Annotated in this window: 24 protein-coding genes; 13 read left to right on the plus strand and 11 right to left on the minus strand. The window is 44.6% G+C overall.

What is annotated here, in order from left to right; translation table 11 throughout:
* Positions 1-12: 12 nt before the first annotated feature.
* Genes ACRC32_RS16140 through ACRC32_RS16150 form a run of 3 tightly spaced genes read left to right on the plus strand, consistent with a single transcriptional unit; the run spans position 13 to position 2,637 of the window.
* On the plus strand, positions 13-528 hold the full coding sequence (locus tag ACRC32_RS16140) for a Rab family GTPase (protein ID WP_438554923.1): 516 nt from the start codon (positions 13-15) through the stop codon (positions 526-528).
* Positions 512-1,531 (plus strand): adenylate/guanylate cyclase domain-containing protein, encoded by a 1,020-nt coding sequence (locus tag ACRC32_RS16145; RefSeq protein WP_438554924.1) that lies wholly within the window; start codon positions 512-514, stop codon positions 1,529-1,531. Before ACRC32_RS16140 ends, ACRC32_RS16145 begins: the two co-directional genes overlap by 17 nt.
* Positions 1,528-2,637, plus strand: coding sequence for a sensor histidine kinase (locus ACRC32_RS16150; RefSeq protein WP_438554925.1), 1,110 nt, complete (start codon positions 1,528-1,530; stop codon positions 2,635-2,637). The genes ACRC32_RS16145 and ACRC32_RS16150 overlap by 4 nt, the downstream gene beginning before the upstream one ends.
* A 348-nt stretch (positions 2,638-2,985) precedes the next feature.
* Here the strand turns inward: ACRC32_RS16150 and ACRC32_RS16155 are convergent, their stop codons facing one another.
* Both ACRC32_RS16155 and ACRC32_RS16160 read right to left on the minus strand, forming a co-directional pair.
* Complete coding sequence (locus tag ACRC32_RS16155; protein WP_438554926.1) at positions 2,986-3,198, minus strand: chlorophyll a/b-binding protein; 213 nt, start codon at positions 3,196-3,198, stop codon at positions 2,986-2,988.
* A 140-nt stretch (positions 3,199-3,338) separates the two neighbouring features.
* Positions 3,339-3,524, minus strand: a complete 186-nt coding sequence (locus tag ACRC32_RS16160; RefSeq protein WP_438554927.1) for a hypothetical protein — start codon at positions 3,522-3,524, stop codon at positions 3,339-3,341.
* Positions 3,525-3,619: 95 nt separating this feature from the next.
* On the opposite strand from ACRC32_RS16160, the gene ACRC32_RS16165 reads away from it, so the two are divergent.
* Positions 3,620-6,772 (plus strand): MFS transporter, encoded by a 3,153-nt coding sequence (locus ACRC32_RS16165; protein WP_438554928.1) that lies wholly within the window; start codon positions 3,620-3,622, stop codon positions 6,770-6,772.
* 128 nt (positions 6,773-6,900) lie between these two features.
* Here the strand turns inward: ACRC32_RS16165 and mnmH are convergent, their stop codons facing one another.
* A complete protein-coding gene (mnmH, locus tag ACRC32_RS16170) occupies positions 6,901-7,962 on the minus strand; it encodes a tRNA 2-selenouridine(34) synthase MnmH (protein WP_438554929.1) in 1,062 nt (353 codons plus the stop codon).
* Between the two features lie 114 nt (positions 7,963-8,076).
* Here mnmH and ACRC32_RS16175 point away from each other — a divergent pair, with 114 nt between their 5' ends.
* Entirely contained in the window at positions 8,077-9,069 is a 993-nt protein-coding gene (locus tag ACRC32_RS16175) for an aldo/keto reductase (protein WP_438554930.1), read from the plus strand.
* A gap of 58 nt (positions 9,070-9,127) precedes the next feature.
* On the opposite strand, the gene ACRC32_RS16180 is transcribed toward ACRC32_RS16175, so the two are convergent.
* Positions 9,128-9,271, minus strand: a complete 144-nt coding sequence (locus ACRC32_RS16180) for a hypothetical protein (protein ID WP_438554931.1) — start codon at positions 9,269-9,271, stop codon at positions 9,128-9,130.
* A gap of 154 nt (positions 9,272-9,425) precedes the next feature.
* Positions 9,426-11,051: a peptide chain release factor 3 gene (gene prfC, locus ACRC32_RS16185; protein ID WP_438554932.1), complete on the minus strand. Its 1,626-nt coding sequence runs from the start codon at positions 11,049-11,051 to the stop codon at positions 9,426-9,428.
* Between the two features lie 104 nt (positions 11,052-11,155).
* Between prfC and ACRC32_RS16190 the strand changes: the two genes are divergently transcribed.
* The 4 genes from ACRC32_RS16190 (at position 11,156) to hemB (ending at position 14,254) form a co-directional block, all read left to right on the plus strand.
* A complete protein-coding gene (locus tag ACRC32_RS16190) occupies positions 11,156-11,497 on the plus strand; it encodes a DUF4870 domain-containing protein (protein WP_438554933.1) in 342 nt (113 codons plus the stop codon).
* 264 nt (positions 11,498-11,761) lie between these two features.
* On the plus strand, positions 11,762-12,034 hold the full coding sequence (locus ACRC32_RS16195) for a MerR family transcriptional regulator (protein WP_438554934.1): 273 nt from the start codon (positions 11,762-11,764) through the stop codon (positions 12,032-12,034).
* Between the two features lie 156 nt (positions 12,035-12,190).
* Positions 12,191-13,153, plus strand: a complete 963-nt coding sequence (locus tag ACRC32_RS16200; protein WP_438554935.1) for a hypothetical protein — start codon at positions 12,191-12,193, stop codon at positions 13,151-13,153.
* 120 nt (positions 13,154-13,273) lie between these two features.
* Positions 13,274-14,254 (plus strand): porphobilinogen synthase, encoded by a 981-nt coding sequence (gene hemB, locus ACRC32_RS16205; RefSeq protein ID WP_438554936.1) that lies wholly within the window; start codon positions 13,274-13,276, stop codon positions 14,252-14,254.
* Between the two features lie 52 nt (positions 14,255-14,306).
* Here hemB and ACRC32_RS16210 read toward each other — a convergent pair whose 3' ends face one another.
* Positions 14,307-15,980 (minus strand): iron uptake porin, encoded by a 1,674-nt coding sequence (locus ACRC32_RS16210; RefSeq protein WP_438554945.1) that lies wholly within the window; start codon positions 15,978-15,980, stop codon positions 14,307-14,309.
* A gap of 326 nt (positions 15,981-16,306) precedes the next feature.
* Here ACRC32_RS16210 and ACRC32_RS16215 point away from each other — a divergent pair, with 326 nt between their 5' ends.
* Positions 16,307-17,299, plus strand: coding sequence for a metal ABC transporter substrate-binding protein (locus ACRC32_RS16215; protein ID WP_438554937.1), 993 nt, complete (start codon positions 16,307-16,309; stop codon positions 17,297-17,299).
* 6 nt (positions 17,300-17,305) lie between these two features.
* Positions 17,306-18,079, plus strand: coding sequence for a metal ABC transporter ATP-binding protein (locus ACRC32_RS16220; protein WP_438554938.1), 774 nt, complete (start codon positions 17,306-17,308; stop codon positions 18,077-18,079).
* Between the two features lie 172 nt (positions 18,080-18,251).
* Here ACRC32_RS16220 and ACRC32_RS16225 read toward each other — a convergent pair whose 3' ends face one another.
* Positions 18,252-18,824: a DUF2808 domain-containing protein gene (locus ACRC32_RS16225; protein WP_438554946.1), complete on the minus strand. Its 573-nt coding sequence runs from the start codon at positions 18,822-18,824 to the stop codon at positions 18,252-18,254.
* A 182-nt stretch (positions 18,825-19,006) separates the two neighbouring features.
* Positions 19,007-19,132 carry a hypothetical protein gene (locus ACRC32_RS16230; RefSeq protein WP_438554939.1) on the minus strand — a complete coding sequence of 42 codons (126 nt, stop codon included), beginning with the start codon at positions 19,130-19,132 and terminating at the stop codon, positions 19,007-19,009.
* Between the two features lie 25 nt (positions 19,133-19,157).
* Between ACRC32_RS16230 and ACRC32_RS16235 the strand changes: the two genes are divergently transcribed.
* Positions 19,158-19,667, plus strand: coding sequence for a hypothetical protein (locus ACRC32_RS16235; protein ID WP_438554940.1), 510 nt, complete (start codon positions 19,158-19,160; stop codon positions 19,665-19,667).
* Between the two features lie 327 nt (positions 19,668-19,994).
* On the plus strand, positions 19,995-20,279 hold the full coding sequence (locus ACRC32_RS16240; RefSeq protein WP_438554941.1) for a tetratricopeptide repeat protein: 285 nt from the start codon (positions 19,995-19,997) through the stop codon (positions 20,277-20,279).
* A gap of 119 nt (positions 20,280-20,398) precedes the next feature.
* On the opposite strand, the gene ACRC32_RS16245 is transcribed toward ACRC32_RS16240, so the two are convergent.
* The 3 genes from ACRC32_RS16245 to ACRC32_RS16255 form a co-directional block, all read right to left on the minus strand.
* On the minus strand, positions 20,399-21,610 hold the full coding sequence (locus ACRC32_RS16245) for an acetate kinase (RefSeq protein ID WP_438554942.1): 1,212 nt from the start codon (positions 21,608-21,610) through the stop codon (positions 20,399-20,401).
* Positions 21,611-21,634: 24 nt separating this feature from the next.
* A complete protein-coding gene (locus ACRC32_RS16250; RefSeq protein WP_438554943.1) occupies positions 21,635-21,823 on the minus strand; it encodes a hypothetical protein in 189 nt (62 codons plus the stop codon).
* Positions 21,824-21,996: 173 nt separating this feature from the next.
* Positions 21,997-22,692: a class I SAM-dependent methyltransferase gene (locus ACRC32_RS16255; protein WP_438554944.1), complete on the minus strand. Its 696-nt coding sequence runs from the start codon at positions 22,690-22,692 to the stop codon at positions 21,997-21,999.
* Positions 22,693-22,953: the final 261 nt, after the last annotated feature.

Raw genomic sequence — 22,953 nt, forward strand, 5'->3', positions numbered from 1 at the left:
GCTGTTTGAGATATGATTCAAAAAAAAATATGTATGGTCGGTGCGTTTGCTACGGGAAAAACGAGTCTAGTATCGCAATTCGTTAAAAGTATTTACTCAGAAATATACCATTCTACCGTAGGAGTAAAGATTGATAAAAAACTAGTTAAAATTGCAGAACGAGAAGTCAATCTAATTCTGTGGGATATCCATGGTGAAGACGAGTTTCAGAAATTGCAGATGTCTTATTTAAGAGGTGCATCTGGTTATCTTCTAGTCGTGGATGGAACGCGTCTTTATACTTTAGATAAAGCATTATCTTTACAACAGAAGGTAGAGGAAACTATTGGCAAAGTTCCCTTTATATTGGTATTGAATAAATCAGATTTAACAGCAGATTGGGAAATAGAGAATTCAGTAGTGGATAGTCTTTTACAAAAAAACTGGACGGCGATCGAGACTAGTGCTAAAACAGCTACAGGTGTAGAAGAAGCCTTTGCCAAACTCACACAACAAATGCTGGAGGCAATGGATGTCTCACCTCCCTAAATCTATAGTCAAGTACTTTCAAGAATCAATTTTTGAAAGTCGTTATCCAGCTTACTTTTTAGTAAAGAATGGCTATTTAGCGAGCTGGGGAGGTCAATTATCATTGTATGGATTTCATCATCTCGAACGAGGAGAGTTGGTTGAAAAAAAGATTTTATTTTTAGCGGGATTGCTACCCTTTCGGAATTTGCCAATTATCCTACCTTGCATAAAAATGGAGTCGGGAGTTGCTGCCGAGGTTCACATTTTTTCTGCGGATGAAGGCGACTGGATACTATTATTGGATGCAAGACGATACGAGCATCAGTACAGCATCCTTCAGCAACAAAGCAACGATTTGAGCTTAATTCGCCAACATCACTCTCGATTGCTAGAGCAAAGCCTACACGATCGAATTGCAGCTAACTTATCGCAGGAATTAGTGACAGCATTAGAGAAAGGCGATCGCCGAGATGTGACTATTCTTTTAGCTAAGATTTGCAGCCTCAACTCCTCGATTGAAGATTACCCGCCAGCAGAAGCGATCGCCACTCTCAACTCATATATTTCCACGATCGTGCAGCCGTTACTAGATCGAGGTGGGATAGTGAGTAAAGGTTTTGGGGATGCTGTGACAAGTTTTTTTGGCATACTTCCGGTGACTGGTTCGCCTGCGGTGCGTGCGATTGAAGCAGCGATCCGAGTTGTAGAGGCAGTACGAGAGATAAGTCAGGTGCGGCAAGTCGATAAATGCATTGCTTTTAGTGTCGGCATCAGTATTGTTTCTGGTTCCCTGATTGTGGGTATTACTGGTAGTCAGAATCAAAAAACTTTAATTGCTGTTGGCGATCGCATGGCAATTATAGAACAGCTAGGATTTCAAGCAACTCCTAACGCGATCGCGATCGATCTCAACACATACGAGCGCATCGGTGAGATGCAAACTTGTTTTAGGAGAAGTCATACTATATTTAAAGGCATTGCTAGCGAACCAATACCTATCTTTACGTTTTTAGTAGCATGAGCGAGGAAAGCATCATAGATGAGCTATTTGCGGCACTAAATGTCGTTGTTCTAGAACGATTGGAGTATGATTCATTCAAGCTCATCGGTACTGCACCTGTATGGTTCGTACAATTTTATAGAGATACTGACTTACAACAACAGTTGATGCCGGGACAGAAATTTCCCGTACTCGATAATTTTTTGATCGACGCAGAAGCCTTTTGGCAGAAAAATCAATCGGGAAGAATTAAATCTGGACTGTGGACGGAAACTGATTTATCAGGACAAGAATTTTACTTAGAGGCTTCAGCAGTTTGTCTAAATGAGAAAAAAATATTATTAATTGCTTCTAATTATAAAGAGCATCAGTTTCTACTCCAAAAAGCTAGAGAAAACAGTTTAAATTACTACAATCTGTTAAAAGAAATTCAAAAAAAAGAAGTATTAATTCATTGTATCGTTCACGATCTTGCCGGACAGTTAACGGGGATCAAGTATTGTTTCGAGCTACTCTCACTCCAAAACCTCAATTCCAAAGCGCAAGAATACTTAAATATTGGTAAAAAGCAGTGTCAAAAACAAGAGACATTAATTCGAGAAATTTTAGATGCTTTTGCAGCTGAAATTGAGACTTTGGAAGGGTTGGGAAACGATCCGCAACAAGCACCAGATGCGCTAGCTTGCGTTTTAGAAGTTGTGAATGCTTTATCACCAGTTTTCTTTCTCAATCAGATCGATTTACGGCTACAAATCGATGTTGATAAAACCAGAGAATGGAAAGTTGTAGGAGAAAAGTCACGTCTGGAGCGAACGATAACGAATTTGGTAGAAAACGCCTACAGGCACAGTCCACCAAACTCTGCGGTAACAATCGGGATCGCAGAAGAGGGAGATTTCATGACGATCGCAGTTGACGATATGGGTTCTGGCATAGAACCAGAAATCGCTACAACTTTATTTCAAAAGTTTTCCCAAGGCAAAAATAGACCGGGAAGAATTGGCTTAGGGCTATATTTCTGTAGAATTACAGTAGAGCAATGGGGTGGAAGTATCGGCTATAAAACCAATTCCCAAGGGGGAGCGCAGTTCTGGTTTCGCTTACCGAAAGCTATACTGGGCGAATAGAATTCGCGGCTACACAAACAAAACCTGCCTCCGCAGGTTGATAGCATTAAATTTATAGCGGTTATCAATTAGGTAAAATACACGCTCTGTAGGGGCGCACAACTGTGCATCTCTACAAATGTCACGCACGTAATCGAGAATTGCTATTAATCATTCATCAGTCCGCACAGGTGGACTTTACCTATGTATACGCGAATTCTATTCGCTCAATTTTGGTACTAAAAGTGTTTTGTAAAAAGCATAACAGTCTCTCCTAAATACATTTCAAGAGAGACTGTTATATTGAATCTTTGAAAAAATGCAAGATTTATAGATCGAAACCCCCTAAAAAAGAGAGGTTTGAGAGATCTAGTAACCGACGAGATGTAGTACGTCGCGTAGAACGCTAAAGCCTGCTAAGTCCCAAATTAAATAGGCGAGAAATCCAATCATTGCCAAACGTCCGTTCCATAGCTCAGCTTGAGGATTCAACCCAAAGATGAATGCGTTTCTGTCTACGCCATTGTACGCTTTAGCAACTGGTGGTACATCTGTAGCTGGACGAGGTTCGCGAGTTTCCATTTTTTTGCTCCTAATCGAATAAGCCGCTTCACATATCTTTAATTTAAAGGGAAATTTAATTCTTGCTTTCTGTCTAGAGGTACAAACTAGCAGCACTTCTCTAGGACTAATATAAAGTGAATTTTTCAGGAGGAATTCTATCAATAGACGGTGTAAATCGCGATGAAGCGATCGCCTGGTATTGTTAACAACTTGTAATTAGTATCTTGGCGTACATAAACGCTGCTAAATACATTTCCTCGCCTCAGAAGTAAATCTGAATTCATCCCACTACAGGCAGAGCTTTCAGACTTGGGGTGGATGTTTGGCGCTGTTAAATGCAGCATTTTTAAGCTACGGGGTTAAATAGTATTTTTAGCTCCTAAATTTCCTCCTCACATTGTATTTAGACGCTCAGCACAGCACAAAAGAAGGAAAAACCATGTTTCAGAATCCAGAAATTTTACTGGGACTATATAAACCTTTCTCCTGGCTGGCACAGTTAACTCCACCAGATGGGGGTGTGACGACACCAGCAGAGGCAGCGTTTGTATTTTCGGGTCCGAGATTTTTTGTTGCTTTAATATCAGGAGTGATTCTTGCCTTTGCCGTACAACTTGTATTAACAAACCTCTCTGTGGCTGCTGGGATTTCCTATTTAGGACGGCAATCAGACTCAGATTCAGGTAGCAGTGAATCTGGGAGTGTGGGGGGAACGATCCGCAAAATTGGTACGGCAGTAGGTATTTGGACGTTAATAACTGTCAGCATTGCTTTATTCATCGCTAGCTTTCTTGCCGTTAGTTTAAGCCTGCTGAGCGTGGATGTAGGACTGGGAGCAGTTCTCGGTCTAGTGATTTGGGGAGCTTACTTTTTACTGCTGGTGTGGGTTAGTTCCACCACCGTCGGTTCCTTGGTTGGTTCCGTCGTAAATACGGCAACCTCTGGTTTTCAAGCAATTATGGGAACGGCTACCGCTGCGATCGGAGCAAAAGCTGTCAATCAGCAAGTCGTACAGACAGCAGAAGCGGCGGCGGCGGCGGTGCGGCGAGAACTAGGTAGCGCGATCGACCCGACCACAATTCGCGAGAACCTGGAAGATTATATAGACATGCTGCGTCCGCCAGAGATAGACACGACAAAGATTAGAAGAGAATTTGAGACAATTCTACGCGATCCGCAACTGGCAGATCTTGCCGGAACCGATGACTTGCGGAATATCGATCGCCAGAAGTTTATCGATCTCGTCAGCAGCCGTACCGATTTATCGAAACGCGAAGTCAATAAAATTGCCGAGCAGTTAGAAAGCGTCTGGCGGGATGTGGTCGGAAAACAGCAACCCAAACGCGATCGCATGGATGAGTTGATCGAATACCTCAAGTCCGTGCAGCCTGGACAAACCAGGACGGATGAGTTGAACGCCAAGATCGATCGACTCACAGAAGAAATGCGATCGTCTAAGCAAACTGACCAAAGACAAGCAGACCAAGCCGACAAAGCCACCGCAGGTCCAGTACAGCAAACACTGCAAACGGGAATCAACACCGTGATGGGAATGGTGATGGGACGTGCCGATCTATCAGATTTAGATGTTGAGAAGATCTTGCGATCGCTCCTCACGGCAAGAGATAAAGTCACCGAGGGAGTAGATAAGGTCGCCACTCAAACAGGAATGAAATCTGCGGAAGTTCCCTACACGACCATTAGGGCGGATGTAGAAAACTACCTGCTCAACACTTATACTTGGCAATTAAGTCAAGACAGGATGGATCGGGAATTCCGCGACATTCTCTACGATCCGGCAGCCGATCCACAAGCAGTCAGGCAACAGATCGAGCAACTTTCTCGTAATGATTTTGCCCGATTGCTGCAACAAAAGGGAATGCTGACCCAAGCTCAAATTCAAACGATAGCCGATCGCTTGGAACTGATTCGTCAAGATGTCTTGACCACAGTAAGAGGTATTGAAGAAAGGGAAGCCGTCCAAGAACTCCAGCACCGCGTAGAGAGTTATCTACTGACAACGAGTAAAGCAGACTTAACTCCAGAAGGAATTGAGCGTAACTTCAAACCTTTATTAGAAGACTCGGATACCGATTACGAAACTCTTGGTTTGCGTCTAGCTAGGTGGGATCGGGACTCGTTGCGACAAGTCCTATTGCAACGTAACGATATTACCCCAGAAGAGGTAGAGCCAATTTTAGATCGGTTGGAGGCACAGCGCGAAAAAGCCATAGTTGAGTCTAAAGGACTGGCAGACCAGGCAAAATATCAAGCTGAAACCCTGTGGCTGAATTTGGAATCTTACCTGCGTAACACTGGTAAAGATGAATTAAATCCCTACGCAATTGAGGCAGAACTCAAAACTCTACTAGACGATCCGCAAGCGGGAATGGCAGCACTGCGGGCGCGGTTGTCTCGCTTCGATCGCGATACTCTCGTGAAATTGTTGAGCCAGCGCCAAGACTTGAGCGAAGAGCAGGTCAACCAAATTATTAACCAAGTTGAAGGATCTTGGCACAACGTGCGGGTTGCACCGCAAATTTTGATGGGTAAAGCGAAGGAACAATACGACTCGGTGACGAATGCGATCGCCGATTATCTGCGCAACACTGGTAGAGAAGAGTTGAATCCAGAAGGAATTCAGCGCGACTTTCAGCGCTTGTTTGCCAATCCGAAAGAGGGATCGGCTGCCCTTAGAAGGCGCTTGTCTCACGTAGATCGAGAAACCCTGGTGAAGTTATTGAGCCAGCGGCGCGATTTGAGCGAGGAGCAAGTCAATCAAATTGTCGATCAAATGCAAACTTCGATTCGGGATATTATCAAAGCGCCACGTCGTCTGGCAACCCGCACGCAACAAAGAGTCCAGAATTTCCAAACCTATTTGGAAGATTACCTGCGTCATACAGGTAAGGACGAACTCAATCCAGAAGGCATTAAGCGGGATCTGTCTTTGTTGTTACGCGATCCGAAAGTGGGAATTGAGAGTTTGAGCGATCGCTTGTCTCACTTCGATCGCGAGACTTTAATTGACTTGTTGAAGATGCGGGGAGATATGTCCGATGCGGAAGCAGCTAGAACTGTCGATCAGGTATTAGCTGTACGCGATAATTTTGTCAATCAGGTACGAGCAATTCAACGACGGATTCAAGATGCGATCGACAGCGTATTCGAGCGCATTCGCAGCTACCTCAATTCGCTCGATCGCCCAGAGTTAAATTACGACAGCATTCAGCGGGATATGCGCAAGTTATTTGACGATCCGCAAGCTGGGTTTGATGCTTTGCGCGGACGGCTATCTTCGTTTAATCGAGATACTTATGTAGCGATTTTGAGTTCTCGCGAGGATATTTCGGAGGCGGATGCGAATCGAATTATCGATCGAATTGAGTCGGCGCGTAACAACGTGTTGCAAAGAGCCGAACGCATTCAGCACGAAGCACAGAAGCGATTGGAACAAGTGAAAGAACAGGCAGAAAAGCAAGCGGAAGAGACGCGCAAGGCGGCGGCTTCAGCTGCTTGGTGGTTGTTTGGTACGGCAACAGTTTCGGCATTCTTTGCTGCTTTAGCAGGTGCGATCGCTGTAGCGATTTAAATAGCTTAGGTTAGGTTGAGCCTCTCACTCCGGTGAGGGGTTTTTTTATAAGTACTGAATGAGCGCATCTTGCGTTAATGAAGTTGTTGAATCCATAGGTCAACACTTTCTGAAAGGGAGTCAAGAAATTAGTCTTCAGATATTGAGATCAAATTATTCAGAATATGCTCGATATTGATATCGGATACATCTGACACGAACAAAGATTTTTCTACGTTGGCATAGTCTCTTTTTATAGAGCAAGAATAAGTTGGATCGTAGTGAAAAAGGAGTAGTTCTTTAACGATATCTTCTCTTTTTCTAGCCTCGATTAACTGAAACCAATAATTTATTTTTTGTTTTCCATATCTAGATTTTAATTTTTCTAGTTTAGTTTTTAAAAACTCAGAATGAGTTTCTAAATATGGATATCCTCTTAAAAGAAATGCAACTCTACTATCTATAGGCAGCTGAATTTCTATACACTCAGATTGCTTCATTTTCTGCCATAGAGGTAGAGGTAAATAAATTTTTCCAATTTTGTTACTTTCTGATTCTATCCATACAACTCGATCGCGATTGAATTTCTGTAATTGCTGTAAAAGCAATGATTCAAAGTACTTTTGTGAAGGTTGAGGAGTCGGTTGTAGTTGCCATTCTTCACCAAGTAAAGAACCGCGATGGTTGGCGATCGCCTCTAAATCTAAAACTTGGATGCCGCGCTGTTGTAACTTACGTAAAATCAGAGTCTTACCGCTACCTGTAAAACCGCATAAGACTTTATAGGTAAATTGAGTTGGGAGTTGTTCTAACTGTTGCCGCACGTAAGCGCGATAAGTTTTATACCCACCTTGCAAGACGGTAACTCGCCAACCAATTTGTGCTAGCACCGCAGCCATACTATTAGAACGTTGTCCGCCGCGCCAGCAATAGACTAACGGACGGTAATCTTTGCCTTTATCGGCAAAATGCTTTAGGAGATGTTGCGAGATGTTTTTAGCCACTAACGCCGCACCAATTTTACGCGCATTGAAAGGATTGATTTGTTTGTAAATCGTCCCCACTTCAGCACGTTCGGTATCATCTAGTACTGGAAGATTGATAGCACCAGGAATACGATCCTCTGCATATTCGCTCGGGGAACGAACATCAATAATTTCGCTGTAGGTTTCTGTCCAGGGTTGCTGGGTATAAATCGGAGAAGGTGGCATTCCAGTCAAATTCTATCTATTTTGATTGTGCCATTTTTAGAAGTTTTACTTTGCTACCATACGAAGAGATATTCGTTGCCCTCAGTGTCTTGCTGAAAATTTAAGGAGCTATTGATGACAGATAAGACGACTCGGCGCAATTTTCTGCTTACTGGTGCGGCTGTAGCAGGTGGAATTATTGGTAGCACGGCGTTACAACAAAATCAAACTGATAGCGCTCAGTCTACGGCACAAAATACAGCGGCTAAATCGACAGCCAAGATGCCAGAAAGGGTACTGGGACGCACAGAGGTTAAAGTTCCAATTTTCGGCTTGGGGGGAGCAGGACAAACGCCTCTATCTTGGGAGGGAAAAGAAGGGGATGCAGTCGCAATAATTGAAAAAGCGATCGCGCTGGGGATTCGTTATTTTGATACTGCGGCAAATTACGGTCCGAGTGAAGATTATTTTGGTAAAGTTTTACCATCTCACCGAAAAAATATATTTCTTGCTAGTAAAACAGATGCTAGAGATCGAGATGGTGCATGGCGCGAATTAGAGCGATCGCTCAAACGTCTCAATACAGATCGATTAGATTTATGGCAAATGCATCATGTCTCTTTTACTGAAGATTTAGATACTATTTTCGGCAAAAATGGAGCAATTCAAGCTGTCGAAGAAGCGAAAGCCCAAAAACTCATTCGCTTTGCGGGAATTACCGGACACCACGAGCCTAATATTATTGCTGAAGGTTTGCGCCGCTATTCATTTGACGCGACTCTAATTCCCGTCAACGCAGCAGATAAATACCATCCACGTCCCTTTCTTCCTGTGGTTCTACCAGTTGCAAGGGAGAAAAATGTTGGTGTAATTGCAATGAAAGTTCCGGCTTACGGTCGATTATTTAAACCTGGTGGGTTAGATGGGATGAATCAAGCATTAGGATATGCTATGTCTCAACCAGGAGTGCATTGTTGTGTTGTGGCAGCAGAGACGATCGCTCAATTAGAAGACAATGTTAAGGTGGCTCAAGCTTTTCAACCTTTATCTCAACAGGAATTAGCGGCGATCGAGCAACGCACTGCTGCTATTTGGGAGGATAATACCTTCTTTCGAGCATGGACGTAATGTTTGTCATTCGTCATTTGTCATTGGTCATTTGTAGATTGCTATTAACAATCAACTATTAACAATTAACCATCCATTTACAAACTAATTTGCCATCGACGCGAAACCATTGAGCAACTAATTTGCTTTTCTGTTGTTGAGATGGATTGAATTGTCGTTGGGTTGGTTGAACTACGGTTTGGGGAGTTGCGATCGCTTTCATAAATAAACTCCTGTTAGAAAGATTGAATTGGACAACAATCTTTCTATACGGAGGAGAGGCGATCGCTATGCAGTTATCAGTTATCAGTTGTCAGTGAAGAATGAGGTGTGGGGTGTAGGGAATATTGTCCTCAAAATCCCTCACTCCTCGCTCCTCAATTATCCGTTGTTACAGAAGTTAAGGGAGCAATTTTACTCAACTTCAAATCTGGATGGTCTGCTTCGAGTTGCTGGCAATTCCACTCGTTACGAAATAGCAAAACGGGACGGTTGAGGGAATCTTTCACCGTCATGGTGTTAAAGATCCGCCCTACTTTTTCTAAAGCTTCCCAACCATCAACTACCCAACGGGTAACGGTGTAAGGCAATAAGTCTAGTAGCGTCTCAACTCCATATTCGTTCTGCAAGCGGAACTGTACCACTTCAAATTGTAATTGTCCTACTGCTGCTAAAATTGGGTCGCGCTTGGATTCATCCACTGAATACATAATTTGGACTGCGCCTTCTTCTCGCAACTCGGACACGCCTTTTTGAAATTGCTTAAATTTAGAAGGGTTGGGGTTTCGCATCACGGCGTACAGTTCGGGAGAGAAAGAAGGAATACCTTCGTACTCTAGCTTTTGTCCTGTATAGATCGTGTCGCCGATCGCAAACATGCCTGGATTGTTCAAGCCAATCACATCGCCAGGATAGGCTACGTCAATCGATTCGCGGTCTTGGGCAAATAGTTTTTGAGGTCTTGACAAACGGATCGTTTTACCAGTACGAGCATGGTTAACCGTCATGTCTTTTTCAAATTTACCCGTACAGACGCGAATAAACGCCACGCGATCGCGGTGTTTCGGGTCCATATTTGCCTGAAGTTTGAACACGAAACCCGAAAATTCTGGATAGGAAGGAGCGATTTCACCCATACTGCTAACACGGGCATAGGGTTTGAGGGCGTAGTCCAAAAAGGCATTTAAAAACAACTCCACGCCAAAATTTGTCATGGCGCTACCAAAGAATACCGGAGTCATTTTGCCTTGGTGGACGAGATCTAAATCTAGTTCCGATCCCGCTTCTTCTAAAAGTTCTATATCCTCTTTCAGTTGGTAGTAAAGGTCTTGTTCCAACAACTGCTCGATGCGCGGATCGCCCAAATTCACTATCGTATCCGCCGCCGCTTTGCTACCGTGAGCCGTCCGTTCAAATAAGTGGATCTCCTGCGTGCGACGGTCGAAAACCCCCTTAAAGCGATCGCCCATACCAATAGGCCAATTGACCGCATAAGTCTGCAACCCTAATTCTTTCTCAATTTCATCCAACAGCGATAGTGGTTCTCTCCCAGGACGGTCGAGTTTATTCACAAATGTAAAAATGGGCAGCGATCGCAGTTTACACACTTCAAATAATTTGCGCGTCTGCGGTTCCAAACCTTTCGCAGCGTCGATCAACATCACCGCATTATCTGCCGCTGCCAGGGTACGATAGGTGTCTTCGCTAAAGTCTTGGTGTCCTGGCGTATCTAGCAAGTTAATCTGGGCGTTGTGATATTCAAACTGCAAGACTGTTGAGGTGATGGAAATTCCCCGCTGCTGCTCCATTGCCATCCAGTCAGAAGTTGCCTTGCGCTGCGCTCGTCGTGCTTTGACGGCTCCTGCTTCGTGAATTGCTCCCCCATACAGCAATAACTTTTCTGTTAGTGTAGTTTTACCTGCGTCTGGGTGGGAAATGATGGCGAAATTGCGTCGCCGCTCCACCTCTGTTTGTAAATCTGCTTGTAGGTCGTTGGAGATCATTGAAGCTTAGCTGTAGGATGTAACAGGAAGTAAAAACCAGAGTCTAGCAGAATCTAATTTACCTTTATTTAGGATAACAATCTGCAACTGAGGAATGTGTTTGTATGTACGACCCTGACAAGCGGAAACTGCTATCGGCAATTAGCCACGGAGCGATCTTTTTCAGTACCACTCTGGTATCTGTTGGTATCCCCATCGCTGTCTTGTTTGTCTCCGACGATCCAATCGTTAAGGAAAACGCCAAAGAAGCGATTAATTTTCACTTAAATGTCTGGTTTTGGGCATTAGTTATTGGCGTACTAGTAACGATCAGTTTTGGTTTATTATTTCCTTTGGCAGGACTGGGATATCTGATCCATTGGGGACTGACGATTCTAGCTTTGGTTCAAGTCTTCAACGATCCTGACAAGCCTTTCCGTTACCCATTCATTGCACGATTGTTATAGTTCGAGCAGAAAACGCCGCCCTTGCATGTCTGACGATCGCTTGCTAGGGCAGTTGTTTTACTCTACATGCCGATTAGCTTGACAAATCGGTAGTTTGCTCGCTCCTGACAAACAGCTTATCTGATAGGAGTTGAATTTGATGGAGTCAGCGGCACGTTGAATAATTCTGCCAAAATTAACGGGTTAGCCTACTCCCTAATTGCCACAACTTTACCGTTATCAACCTCAAGTACAAAAATGTAAATATTGCGATAGGGTGCGCCCGTGCCTCTAACAGCGAAATTACCACGCGCCTCTACAAACACGATTCGTTTTTATGAAAAAATGGGGTTGATTAGAGCTGATAGCAAGCAGGTAAGGACAAGAGCGTATAAAGACTTTGATTTTGCGATCGCCGAACAGCTTTTACTGATTAAGCAACCTCAAGGCGCAGGATTTACGTTGCACGAAATTAAACAGGCGATTGACGAGTGGGGGAGTGACACTCCCGCAAGCGAATTAATTCGACTATTCGAGCAGAAACTTAGCGCAAATTGACGCGAAAATGCAACAAATGCTAGAAATTAAAACTTACCTTGTCAACAAAGTTGCCAATTTGAAGCAAAGAGTTTCGTAATTCTGGTTTGATTTTCCTGAATTGGTAGGATAGCGCCTGAAGCAATAGTTAGAGAGCTTTAAGTCATAGGTGCGTCAATGGCTACTGACTATATTCTGTTCATTCATGGCGTTAATACTCGCGAACAGCAGGCACAGCCAAGCTATGCCAACGATTTGATTAAATTGCTCGATCGCGCGATCGCATCTGTTGCACCGACGCTCAATCCTAAATACATCCCGCTATACTGGGGCGACACTCTATTTGACGAACAACAAAAACGTCTGGATAAGTTTCGCGCTTCTAGCCAGTGGAAGCGCCTGTGGTTTCGCAATTTCCGCTCCAAACAACTGATGCAGTTTATTGGGGATGCAACATTATATATCAATCGTCATGTTGGTGCTAAAGTTGTTGAGGAATTGGCACGGCAAATAGAAGCGAATTTACCCTCACAACCCCAGCCAGACGATCGCTTGCATATAGTAGGTCATAGTTGGGGGACGGTAATTTTATTCGATATTCTGTTTGCAGGACGTTGGGATCTTCCTAATGTACCAGGTGGCGATCGCGTCCGCACGATCCGACAGCGAATTTTTGGTGTAGCACCGGAACGCGAACGAGGTATCCGCCTTGCTAGCATTCACACGCTGGGTTCTCCCATTGCTTTATTCAATCTGATCGATCTCGTACCTGATGCTACAGGAATTGGCTCTTACGATATAGCCAAGAATTTACAAGAACTACTGCAAACCTTGTATCGAGAGCGCGGACAGCAGCCTTTGCCTTGGTACAATTTCATTCACCCCAGCGATCCGTTTGCTTGGACGTTGAAAGAGGTGATGCAGGAGGTGGTAGGTAACGGTTTAGTTGAAATTGAAGATGTCGTTACCAGAGATACCGATTTTACCGATTTGCTGATGCTGCCTTTTCGTCAAACTCCCGTATCTTTGTTAATTAATGGTGGCGATGCTCACGCTAGTTATTGGCGCTGTCGAGATGTGGTGCAAAAAATGACGAGTGCGATCGCTTTTAATCGGGTGAAACAAGCTGCGATCGCATAGAGTTTGTTCAACAACCTTAATATTTTTAACAACAGCTACCAGTTCTGTCAGTACGGTTGTCAAGGCGTAATATACTTCAAGATCTGAGCGCTACATCTCAAGCTGTCACAATACAACGTCATGTTTCCAATTCATCGCCCTCGCCGCTTAAGAACTCATCCCCAACTGCGCCGGATGGTGCGGGAAACGGTTTTATCTAAAAACGATTTAATTTATCCTCTATTTGCCGTCCCTGGTGAAGCATTTGCCAAAGAAGTCAAATCGATGCCAGGAGTCTACCAGTTATCGGTAGACAAAATTGTGGAGGAAGCGAAAGAAGTTTACGATCTGGGTATCCCGTCGATTATTCTATTTGGCATTCCTGAAGATAAAGATACCGATGCAACTGGAGCTTGGCACGATTGCGGGATCGTCCAAAAAGCTGCCACTGCTGTCAAAGAAGCAGTACCAGATTTAATTGTCATTGCCGATACCTGCTTGTGCGAGTATACCAGTCACGGTCACTGCGGTTATCTACAAACAGGCGATCTGATGGGTCGAGTTCTAAACGATCCGACTCTGGAATTACTCAAGAAAACAGCAGTGTCTCAAGCGAAAGCGGGAGCCGATATCATCGCACCTTCAGGAATGATGGACGGATTTGTACAAGCGATTCGCGAAGGGTTAGATGCAGCAGGATTCCAAGATACGCCGATTTTATCCTATGCGGCGAAGTATGCCTCAGCTTATTACGGTCCCTTCCGCGATGCTGCCGATTCTACACCGCAATTTGGCGATCGCCGCACGTATCAAATGGACCCAGGTAACGTCCGCGAAGCGATTAAAGAGGTCGAACTCGATATCGCTGAAGGCGCAGATATGCTGATGGTGAAGCCTGCTTTGGCATATATGGATATTATCTGGCGAGTGAAGGAAGCCACTAATTTACCTGTAGCCGCCTACAACGTCTCTGGCGAGTATGCGATGGTGAAAGCAGCTTCACTCAATGGCTGGATTGACGAACAGCGAGTTGTGATGGAGACTCTAACCAGTTTTAAACGGGCTGGCTCGGATATGATCTTGACATATCACGCTAAAGATGCTGCCCGTTGGATAGATTAAAAAATGTAGAGACGTTACGTGTAGAAACGTTCCATGGAACGTCTCTACATTTTTAGAAACTAAACGTCGTCCGAAGTGCGCCGATGATAGCATCGTCGTTATCGTTGTTAAACCCAGGTGAGGTGATCCAAATTACGCCCGGAGTGACAGCAATATTATCGGTAAGTTGATATTGATAGAATCCTTCAATATGGAAGGAATCATTCTCATCCTCGGCGATTTGGTCGATAGTAGACTCGGTGACCTTTGGTTCCATGCCAAAGACAAAACCGAGTAAACTGCCTTCTTTGCCCAAATCTGGAAAACCAAGGGTGACGGCATAGTTCCAAATGTCCAAAGTGCCTCGATCTAATTGTCCCCCGACAGAAGAAAGCAGGCGAGTGTTGTTGTAACCAGCCCAACCACCAATGACAATCCCATCGGTGACTTGCCAAGAAAGCTGTACGCCGTAAGTATCGGTAGAAGTTGGTGCGTCGATACCCAGTTCGTCAGCGATGAAGCTTCTGGGATTAGCTGCAAGGCTGCCTGTGTCAGTATCCGAGGCGTTGTAGCCATGAACGTATGTTAAACCGAGCTTGAAGCGATCGCCTCCTTTAAACAACACTTGACCGATCGCCGCGTAAGGTCCATTGAATATACCACTGCCATCCGCCGGATCGCTCGCCTCTGCTCCCAAGTATCCCAAACTGACTTCAAAACTGTCGCCAAACTGGTGCTTGATTCCCACCCCAGCGCCATCGCCAATATTATAAAGCGGGTTGCGCGTACCGTATAGTGACAGCGCGCCTGAATCGCCGTCACCGTCAAACAGCGTCACTGTATCGGTAAAGTCATAGAAAGCAGCGCCAGCAGCAGCTAGCGTGACTTCTGTACTCTCACCAAGGGGGAAAGTGTATTCTAGAGTTTCTAGGCTAACATCGTTATCTGGTTGATCGTCATCTTGAGCGCGTTCAAAAGATAGTTCGCCCTCATTTGTACCAGTAATGCCCGAGTATCCTCTAAAATTTCCCGCAGAGATCAGCGTATACAGCAGATCCTTGCCAGTGAAGCTGGTGTTGAATTCTAACCTTGCTCTGTTAGTAAAAATGGTATTGTCGTCGATCTCACCGCCGTCAGCAGTGTCACCGCTAAAAATATCCGATACTGCGGCAACAACAACTCCACTCAGCTTCGTGGTGGTAGAAAACTGATTTGCTTCTAATTCGGCGGTTGCTGCTTCCAAGCTATCGACTCGACCGCGCAAGGTAGCAAGTTCTGTGCCAAACTCTTCTTGTAACTTTTGTAAGGTAGCTAAGTCTTCTTTGGTCACTAAGTCGGTTGTTGCCGTGGCAATTAACTCGTTGACTCGATCCAAACAAGCATTTAATCCCGCCGCAAACTCGTATCTCGTTAAGGCTCGATTACCGCGATACGTGCCATCAGGATAACCTGCGATACAACCGTAACGCTCGACCAAAGATTGCAATGCCTGAAAAGCCCAGTCAGTCGGTTGCACGTCTGATAGTTGAGAAACTGAAGTCACCTGTGCCAAGCTATTGCTAGTATTCTGGCTAGATACCTGTCCCGATTCATTTACCCCTTTTGGCACTTCTGTTAATAAAGTCGATTTTTCCTGACTTGGCTGCGCGATTGAATTCGCTGCGGCAGGGAACAACGGGCTACAAGCTAATATAGTTGCAAAAACTACCGGACTAGCCAAAAGCGATCGCCACAAGCTTTTATTCATCATTTACTTTCCTCACACCAAGATGTTGCTCTCTCGCTTCTATGAAGTCGTGACTACATCTGATAGCAAGAGCGTGCAACTTTTTGTCAATAGTTTGACAGAAAACTAGCAACTTTGGCTGTGTTTTCTCAACAATTTTTTATTTAAATTTTCTATCTTAGGGGGGTTGCCATCACTACTCATAATTGATATCTACTCGCAACATATACCAAAGGTAGTGACTCACTCCTGCGATCGCCGAATAAGATGATATTGATTCTCATTGTAGTTGTAAAATAGACTTCTGGTTCAAACGCAACCCTTTAGCCAATGCCAGGAGAAAAATTGTGAGCCGCTGCTACTTGCGATATTGGACTAGATGGCAACTCAGCCTACCCTTGATGTCACTCCTACTGTCATCAATTGCTACAGGCTGTAATAACCAAGCGAGTTCGCCGCCACCTACGCCTCAAGTGGAGACAGTTGCTTCGCCGTCGGATCGGTCAAAGGTCGTGACGACATTTTTACCGATGTACTGGTTTACCAAAGCAGTAGCCGGAGAGGAGGCGCAAGTAGAAATTTTAGTCCCGCCTGGTACGGAAGTACACGAATACCAAGCAACACCAGCTAACGTGCAGGCGATCGCCACGGCTGATGTTTTAGTCAAAAACGGTTTGGGCTTGGAAGAATTTCTGGAAGATACGATAAAAAATGCGGGTAACTCCAAGCTGAAACAAGTCGAAGCAAGTCAAGGAATAAAACCTGTAACAGAAATCTCTCCAGTGGAAGAAACGACTTCAGAAGAAGAACACGGGCACGGACACGAACACGCTGAGGGTAATCCCCATGTCTGGCTCGATCCCGTCTTGGCGCAACAACAAGTCAATAACATTCGCGATGGCTTAATTGCTGCCGATCCGCAAAATAAAGCGACTTACACCACTAACGCCGCCAACTACATCCAACAGTTGCAGGCACTCGATCGCGAGTTTAGGCAAAGGTTACAAAAATATCCTAACTGCACGTTTGTCACCTTCCACGATGCCTATCCTTATTTGGCACAACGCTACAAACTCAAACAAGTAGCAGTCGTAGAGATTCCCGAAGACCAATTGTCGCCCCAGGATATTCAAAGGGCGATCGCGGCGGTGAAAAAATACAACGTCAAAGCGGTGTTTGGCGAACCAGGAACAGATAACAGACTGCTAAAAAACCTTTCTCAAGATTTAAATCTGACTTTCAGACCTCTAGATCCTCTGGAGATAGGAGAGACGAATCCCCAATATTATTTCACGGCAATGAAAGCCAACCTCAAATCGTTAGAATCGGCTTGTCAGTAATTAATTGTGAATTATTTAAAAGTAACTAGTAACAAATACCCGATTCTGAAGGTAGAAAACTTAACAGTTTACCAAGGTAACTATCTCGCTGTCCGCGATGTTTCCTTTGAACTTATTTCAGGGACGGATACAGCGATCGTCGGTCCCAATGGCGCGGGGAAAAGTACCCTCGTACAAGCATTGTTAGGGACAATTCCCCGCGCTGCGGGCAAAGTTGAAATTTTCGATCGCCCCCTAGAACACTTGGGGAGATTGTGCCACCAGATCGGCTACATGCCGCAAAATTTTATCTTCGATCGCAGTTTTCCGATCTCTGTCAGCGAACTGGTTGGGTTGGGATACGTGGATGGGCGAGGAGTTAGGAGTCAGAGGGATGAAGGAAAAAAGGCAGCGATCGACCGAGCGTTAAAACGAGTTGATGGCTATCATCTGCGCCGACAGCCAATTGGTAGCCTCAGTGGAGGTGAATTGAAACGGGTGCTGCTAGCGTATTGTTTGGTCATGCCACGGCAGCTATTGATTTTAGATGAAGCTTTTGCTGGTGTTGACGCACAAGGGGCAGCCGATTTTTACACGTTGTTAAACGAACTCAAACAACAGGAAAATTGGACGGTATTGCAGATCTCTCACGATTTAGATATGGTCAACCGTCACTGCGATCGCGTTCTCTGTCTCAACCAAAGCCTAATTTGCACGGGTACGCCCGAAATTGCCCTATCTCCACAAAACTTACTAGCAACTTACGGTCCCAACTACAGCCGCTACCATCATCGGCATTAGAGGGAGCGCACGAGCAGGGAGCAGGGAGTAGGGAAAAGAGAGCTTCAGGTGCAGAGGAAGCAACTCAAACTTCACGCATTAATTCCGAATTCTGAATTCTGAATTCTCCCCACACCCCACACCCCACACCCCACACCCTTTCTTCACTGACAACTGATAACTGATAACTGATTCAAAAAATGTCTCTACTACCACCGTTGTTGTAGAAATGTAACCGACCGAAGCCCATGAATTGACTGCGGACTTTTTCCCCTGGAGGAAAAGCGGTGACACCAAATAGATAAACTCCAGAAGTTGTGGGATTCGCTCTCGGTCTGAGACCAATAGTAATTGCTCTACCAGGAGGAATTGGGGGATCGAAATTGACTGTTACCGTTCGCGTTTCTCGATCGTGGGTAACTTCGCCTAATTGAATTTTGTCACCGCGATCGCGGCGGTTTCCTTCAAAAGCGCGGGTATCATCGAGCCTATAGCGAATATTGTCTGCGCCTTCCTTTTGATGAATCGTCACCCGTTGTAAGGGTTCGCTTGCTGCTTTGGGAATGGCGATCGTGAAGTAGTAAGTTGCGCCCCAGACGCTGACGCTATCAAACGTGGTTGTTGCTTCCAGTAGATCTGGCGGTTGTACGAAAGCAACTGAACCGTCTCCTAGCTGCACGGCTTGTACGGTTGAGGGAATTACTCCACCTAAACCCAAACCTACCGCGATCGCGGTTCCCAACAATCTGATAATTTGTCTCACCATACTATCTATTTGTAAATTAGGGAGTCGGGAGTCGGGAGTCGAGGGGAAAAGAGTAGGGGCGCAACTACCAACTACCAATTTCATTGTAATATTTCTTATTTTAAAGCTGAAAAAAAGTTTCTTCTTATTAATTCGCAACTTAGAGTTCAAACATAATTCACATTTAGTTCACTAACAATTGGCTAAGCTAAAGGTAATTGGTAATTGGTAATTGGTAATTGGTAATTGGTAAGAAGTATTTTCACGCACCACGACGCAGCTTTATTGGCGAGGAAACCTCGCCAACCGCCTGCTTCACCACGCACCACTCACCACTCTCTTAGGGGATTTGATATGACTGTTGCATCAACCACTCAATTGAAGCGACCCATTTGGCATACTGTTGTCATCTTGACTTTAGGGCTTTGGCTTGGTGGTAGCTTGCTTTTAGACTGGGTAATTATGCCTAGTTTGTATGTGTCTGGGATGATGACTCAACCTGGATTTACATCAGCAGGCTATTTCATGTTTTGGAATTTTAATCGGATTGAATTACTTTCTGCTGCCTTGGTATTGACAGGGGTTTTAGCACTCGGCAAATCGCAATTATATCATGCTAATTTGGCTTGGAAAGCCGCAATTTTATCTTCGCTGTTGCTAGCGATCGCCCTAATTAATACCTATTTTCTCACTCCTAATATGTGTGCTGTAGGAATGCCTCTGAATGTATTTGAGTCCGTTCAAGAAATTCCTTCTATGATGAATCAACTGCACGCGGGTTACTGGCTGCTAGAAGCCGTGAAACTTTCGGTTGGTGGTACGTTGTTAGTTTGGTGCTTTCGCCAAAAAGCTGAAGTTAACTAATTTGACTTAGCAGATTTTCCTAGTAGGGTGGGCAATGCCCACCTTACTTTTTATTTAAGATTTATTACTATTAATTAATTAAACTTATTTTGTTTGACTTTTGATTGCAAAAAAAATAAAACGCTTTCTTTTAACAAAGCTTGGCGATCGCTAAGACTAGGTCACTTTGCGCTCAAGTTTAAAGAAAATGTATCGAGAAGAACATACTTTCTTCGAGTTAAAATGGTAGATTTTTGTTTCTAGCTACTTAATTTTTTGCGTCACCTTGTTGTAAATTCTTCAACATAGCAAAGAAATTTTTTAGCTGCAAACCTGCGAGGAATAAACATGAAAGTTGTTGAAGAAGCGATGACTGCTGAAGACTTCATGAAGCAAGCAGCAGCTAGGGCTGATGGTGGGGATTATGTAGGAGCCATTCAAAGCTACGACGAAGCAGTAGTGATGAATCCTGAGAATGCTAGAGCTTATGGCAATCGTGGTTTTATGAGGTTAAATTTAGGCGATCGCATGGGTGCGTTGTCAGATTTTCGTGCTGCCGCAGAACTCTTCCTTGCCCAAGGCAGAATGGCTAATTATGAGATGGTGTTGGACTATATCGAGAAGATGCAATAAATGGTCATTGGTCATTGGTCATTTGTTGTTGGTTGACAGTAGACGCGCTCCGCTACACTGCGTGAAGACAGTGGACGGTAATTATTCTCCCTTGTCGTCCTTGTCTCCTCTTTCCTACCCTAGTCCCTAGTTAAGCGCCAGCAAGATTGAGCGATCGCCCAATCTTCTTGGGTTTGGACGACTAAAACGCGGATCTTTGAATCAGAGGTGGTGATGTCTACATCCTTGGGGGAAGCTTGATTTTTGTTGGGATCGAGTTTCAATCCCAAAAATTCAAAAGCTTCACAGGTGGCTGTACGAGTTAGAGGGTGGTTTTCTCCCACCCCAGCAGTGAAGACAAGTGCATCCGTTCCTGACAAGGAAGCTAGCATCGAACCGATGTGCGATCGCAGGTGATGGATATAAATGTCAAATGCTAATTTGGCGCGATCGTTTCCCTCGGCGATCGCTTGGCTGATTTGGCGCATATCCCCACTAATACCAGAAATGCCTTTCAGTCCCGATCGTTTATTGAGCATCTCGTCTAACTGCTCGGTATTGTAACCCTGTCGCAATAGATAGAGGAGAATGCTGGGATCGATAGAACCCGATCGCGTCCCCATCATCAATCCTTCTAGAGGTGTAAACCCCATCGTCGTATCAATGCAGATCCCATCGCGGATTGCTGCTAAAGAACAACCGTTACCTAAATGACAAGTAATCAGTTTGAGGGAGTTAGGTTTACCCAACAAATAAGCGGCGCGACGGGACACATATTCATGACTGATTCCATGAAAACCGTAACGGCGAATTCCTTGTTCGGACAACTCGTAGGGGATGGGGTAAACGGCTGCACCAGGGGGAATGGAACTGTGAAAAGCGGTGTCGAATACTGCTACTTGCGGTACTTGTGGTAAAGTCTGCTCGATCGCCTCAATCCCCTCTAAATTGACGGGATTGTGTGCGGGTGCAAGGTTTGCTAGTTCTTTTATCGCTGCTTTCACCTCGGGAGTGATGCGAGTTGGCTGAGAGTAATGCTGTCCGCCGTGAACGACACGGTGTCCAACGAGTTGGATTTCAGCTAGATCGGAAATCACCTGTGTCTCGCCTTGCTTTAAAGTCTCGAGCATTTGGGCGATCGCGTGCTGCCGTTCTCTGACAGGAATTTCAATTTTTATCGATGCTCCATGAGAGGTTTTTACCTTTAGTAAGCCGACTTCCGATTTTCCCGTCCAGTCTATTGTTGCTTCCCACAGTGGCTCAACTGGTTGCTCTAGAATACCATCTCCCACTATTTCATAGAGACAACTTTTTTGGCTGCTCGATCCGGCATTGAGTACGAGGATTTTCATAAGTCAGTTATCAGTTAACAGTTATCAGTGAAGCAAGGGTGTGGGGTGTGGGGTGTAGGGTGTGGGGTGTGGGGTGTGGGGTGTAGGGTGTGGGGTGTAGGGTGTGGGGTGTGGGGTGTAGGGTGTGGGGTGTAGTGAGTAGCTAGTGGCTAGAATTGCTCCCGATCTCTCCTCTGCACCTGAAGCTCCTCTGCACCTGAAGCTCCTCTGCACCTGAAGCTCCTCTGCACCTGAAGCTCCCTTGTCTCCCTTGTCTCCCTTGTCTCCCTTGTCTCCCTTGTCTCCCTTGTCTCCCTTGTCTCACTTGTTCGGCTTCCGACTTGAATTCCACTCGGATTCTAAATTTTCGGCAGCAATTTGTTGAGTGCCTAAAGATGTATACAGCTTTATGATTCTGCTAGGACTAACAGCGAATATCCTCCTAGTAGCCGCACTGTAACGTCTGGGGCGATCGCATGTAAAATTTTTCGCGGTAGACTTAGCGATCGAGCTTTAAAGGATTTCGGGCGATCGACATGCTCGGCAGTGTAGCAATAATCTAAAATATTGTAGCCCGCATCTTTCAAAGCCCAAAGAGCTGTTTCTTTCATGAAGTAATGTATATGACCGACGTTTTCTCGCATCCATAGGAGCGGTTCAGCTCGCAGGACGAATTGAGCTGACATGTCGAGAGGAATATGAAAAATTTTATATTTAGATTTAGGTCTTAACTGTCTTAAAAAATTTAAATAGTCTTCTACATGCTCGAACACGTCAATACAAAGCAAAATATCGAAAGGATCGACTTCTTTTTTAGTTATATCCTCACAGGCAAAAGATAAATTTTGATTTTGGCGCTGTTGAGAAAGTTGGATTGCTTGCGGTGAGATATCATATCCTTGAAATCTGACCTGCTCTGGTAAGGATAACTGTAGTTGTCTTAAAATCTCTCCAGCACCGCAGCCAATTTCACAAATAGAACGAGGATTTAACTTATTTTTCCGAATTATACTCAGAATTTGCTGAGCTTTCCAAGGGGAATCTTCAACACCATATGTTGGATTATTGTCAAGGTAAGTTCCATCGACATAAATAGTTTGCATAAGTTCTATTTGGGTTTAATTGTGAGTGAATTTTGAACTTTTGTAGTAGGGAGTAGGGAGCAGGGAGTAGGGAGTAGGGAGCAGATAAAAAAGTTATGGATCGTCTATGTTGACTCAGAGACAAAAATTGAAGAGAAAGAGCGATCGCGAATGTTTCAGATATTAGTTTAGGGAAAATACCCAGGGCAAAAATGAGATATTTATAGATATATTTGTCGATTATTACGTTCCTGGTAAATTACGTAATTCTGCATCTAGATG

It is taken from the genome of Chroococcidiopsis sp. (assembly GCF_051657925.1).
Classification (GTDB): Bacteria; Cyanobacteriota; Cyanobacteriia; order Cyanobacteriales; family Chroococcidiopsidaceae; genus Chroococcidiopsis.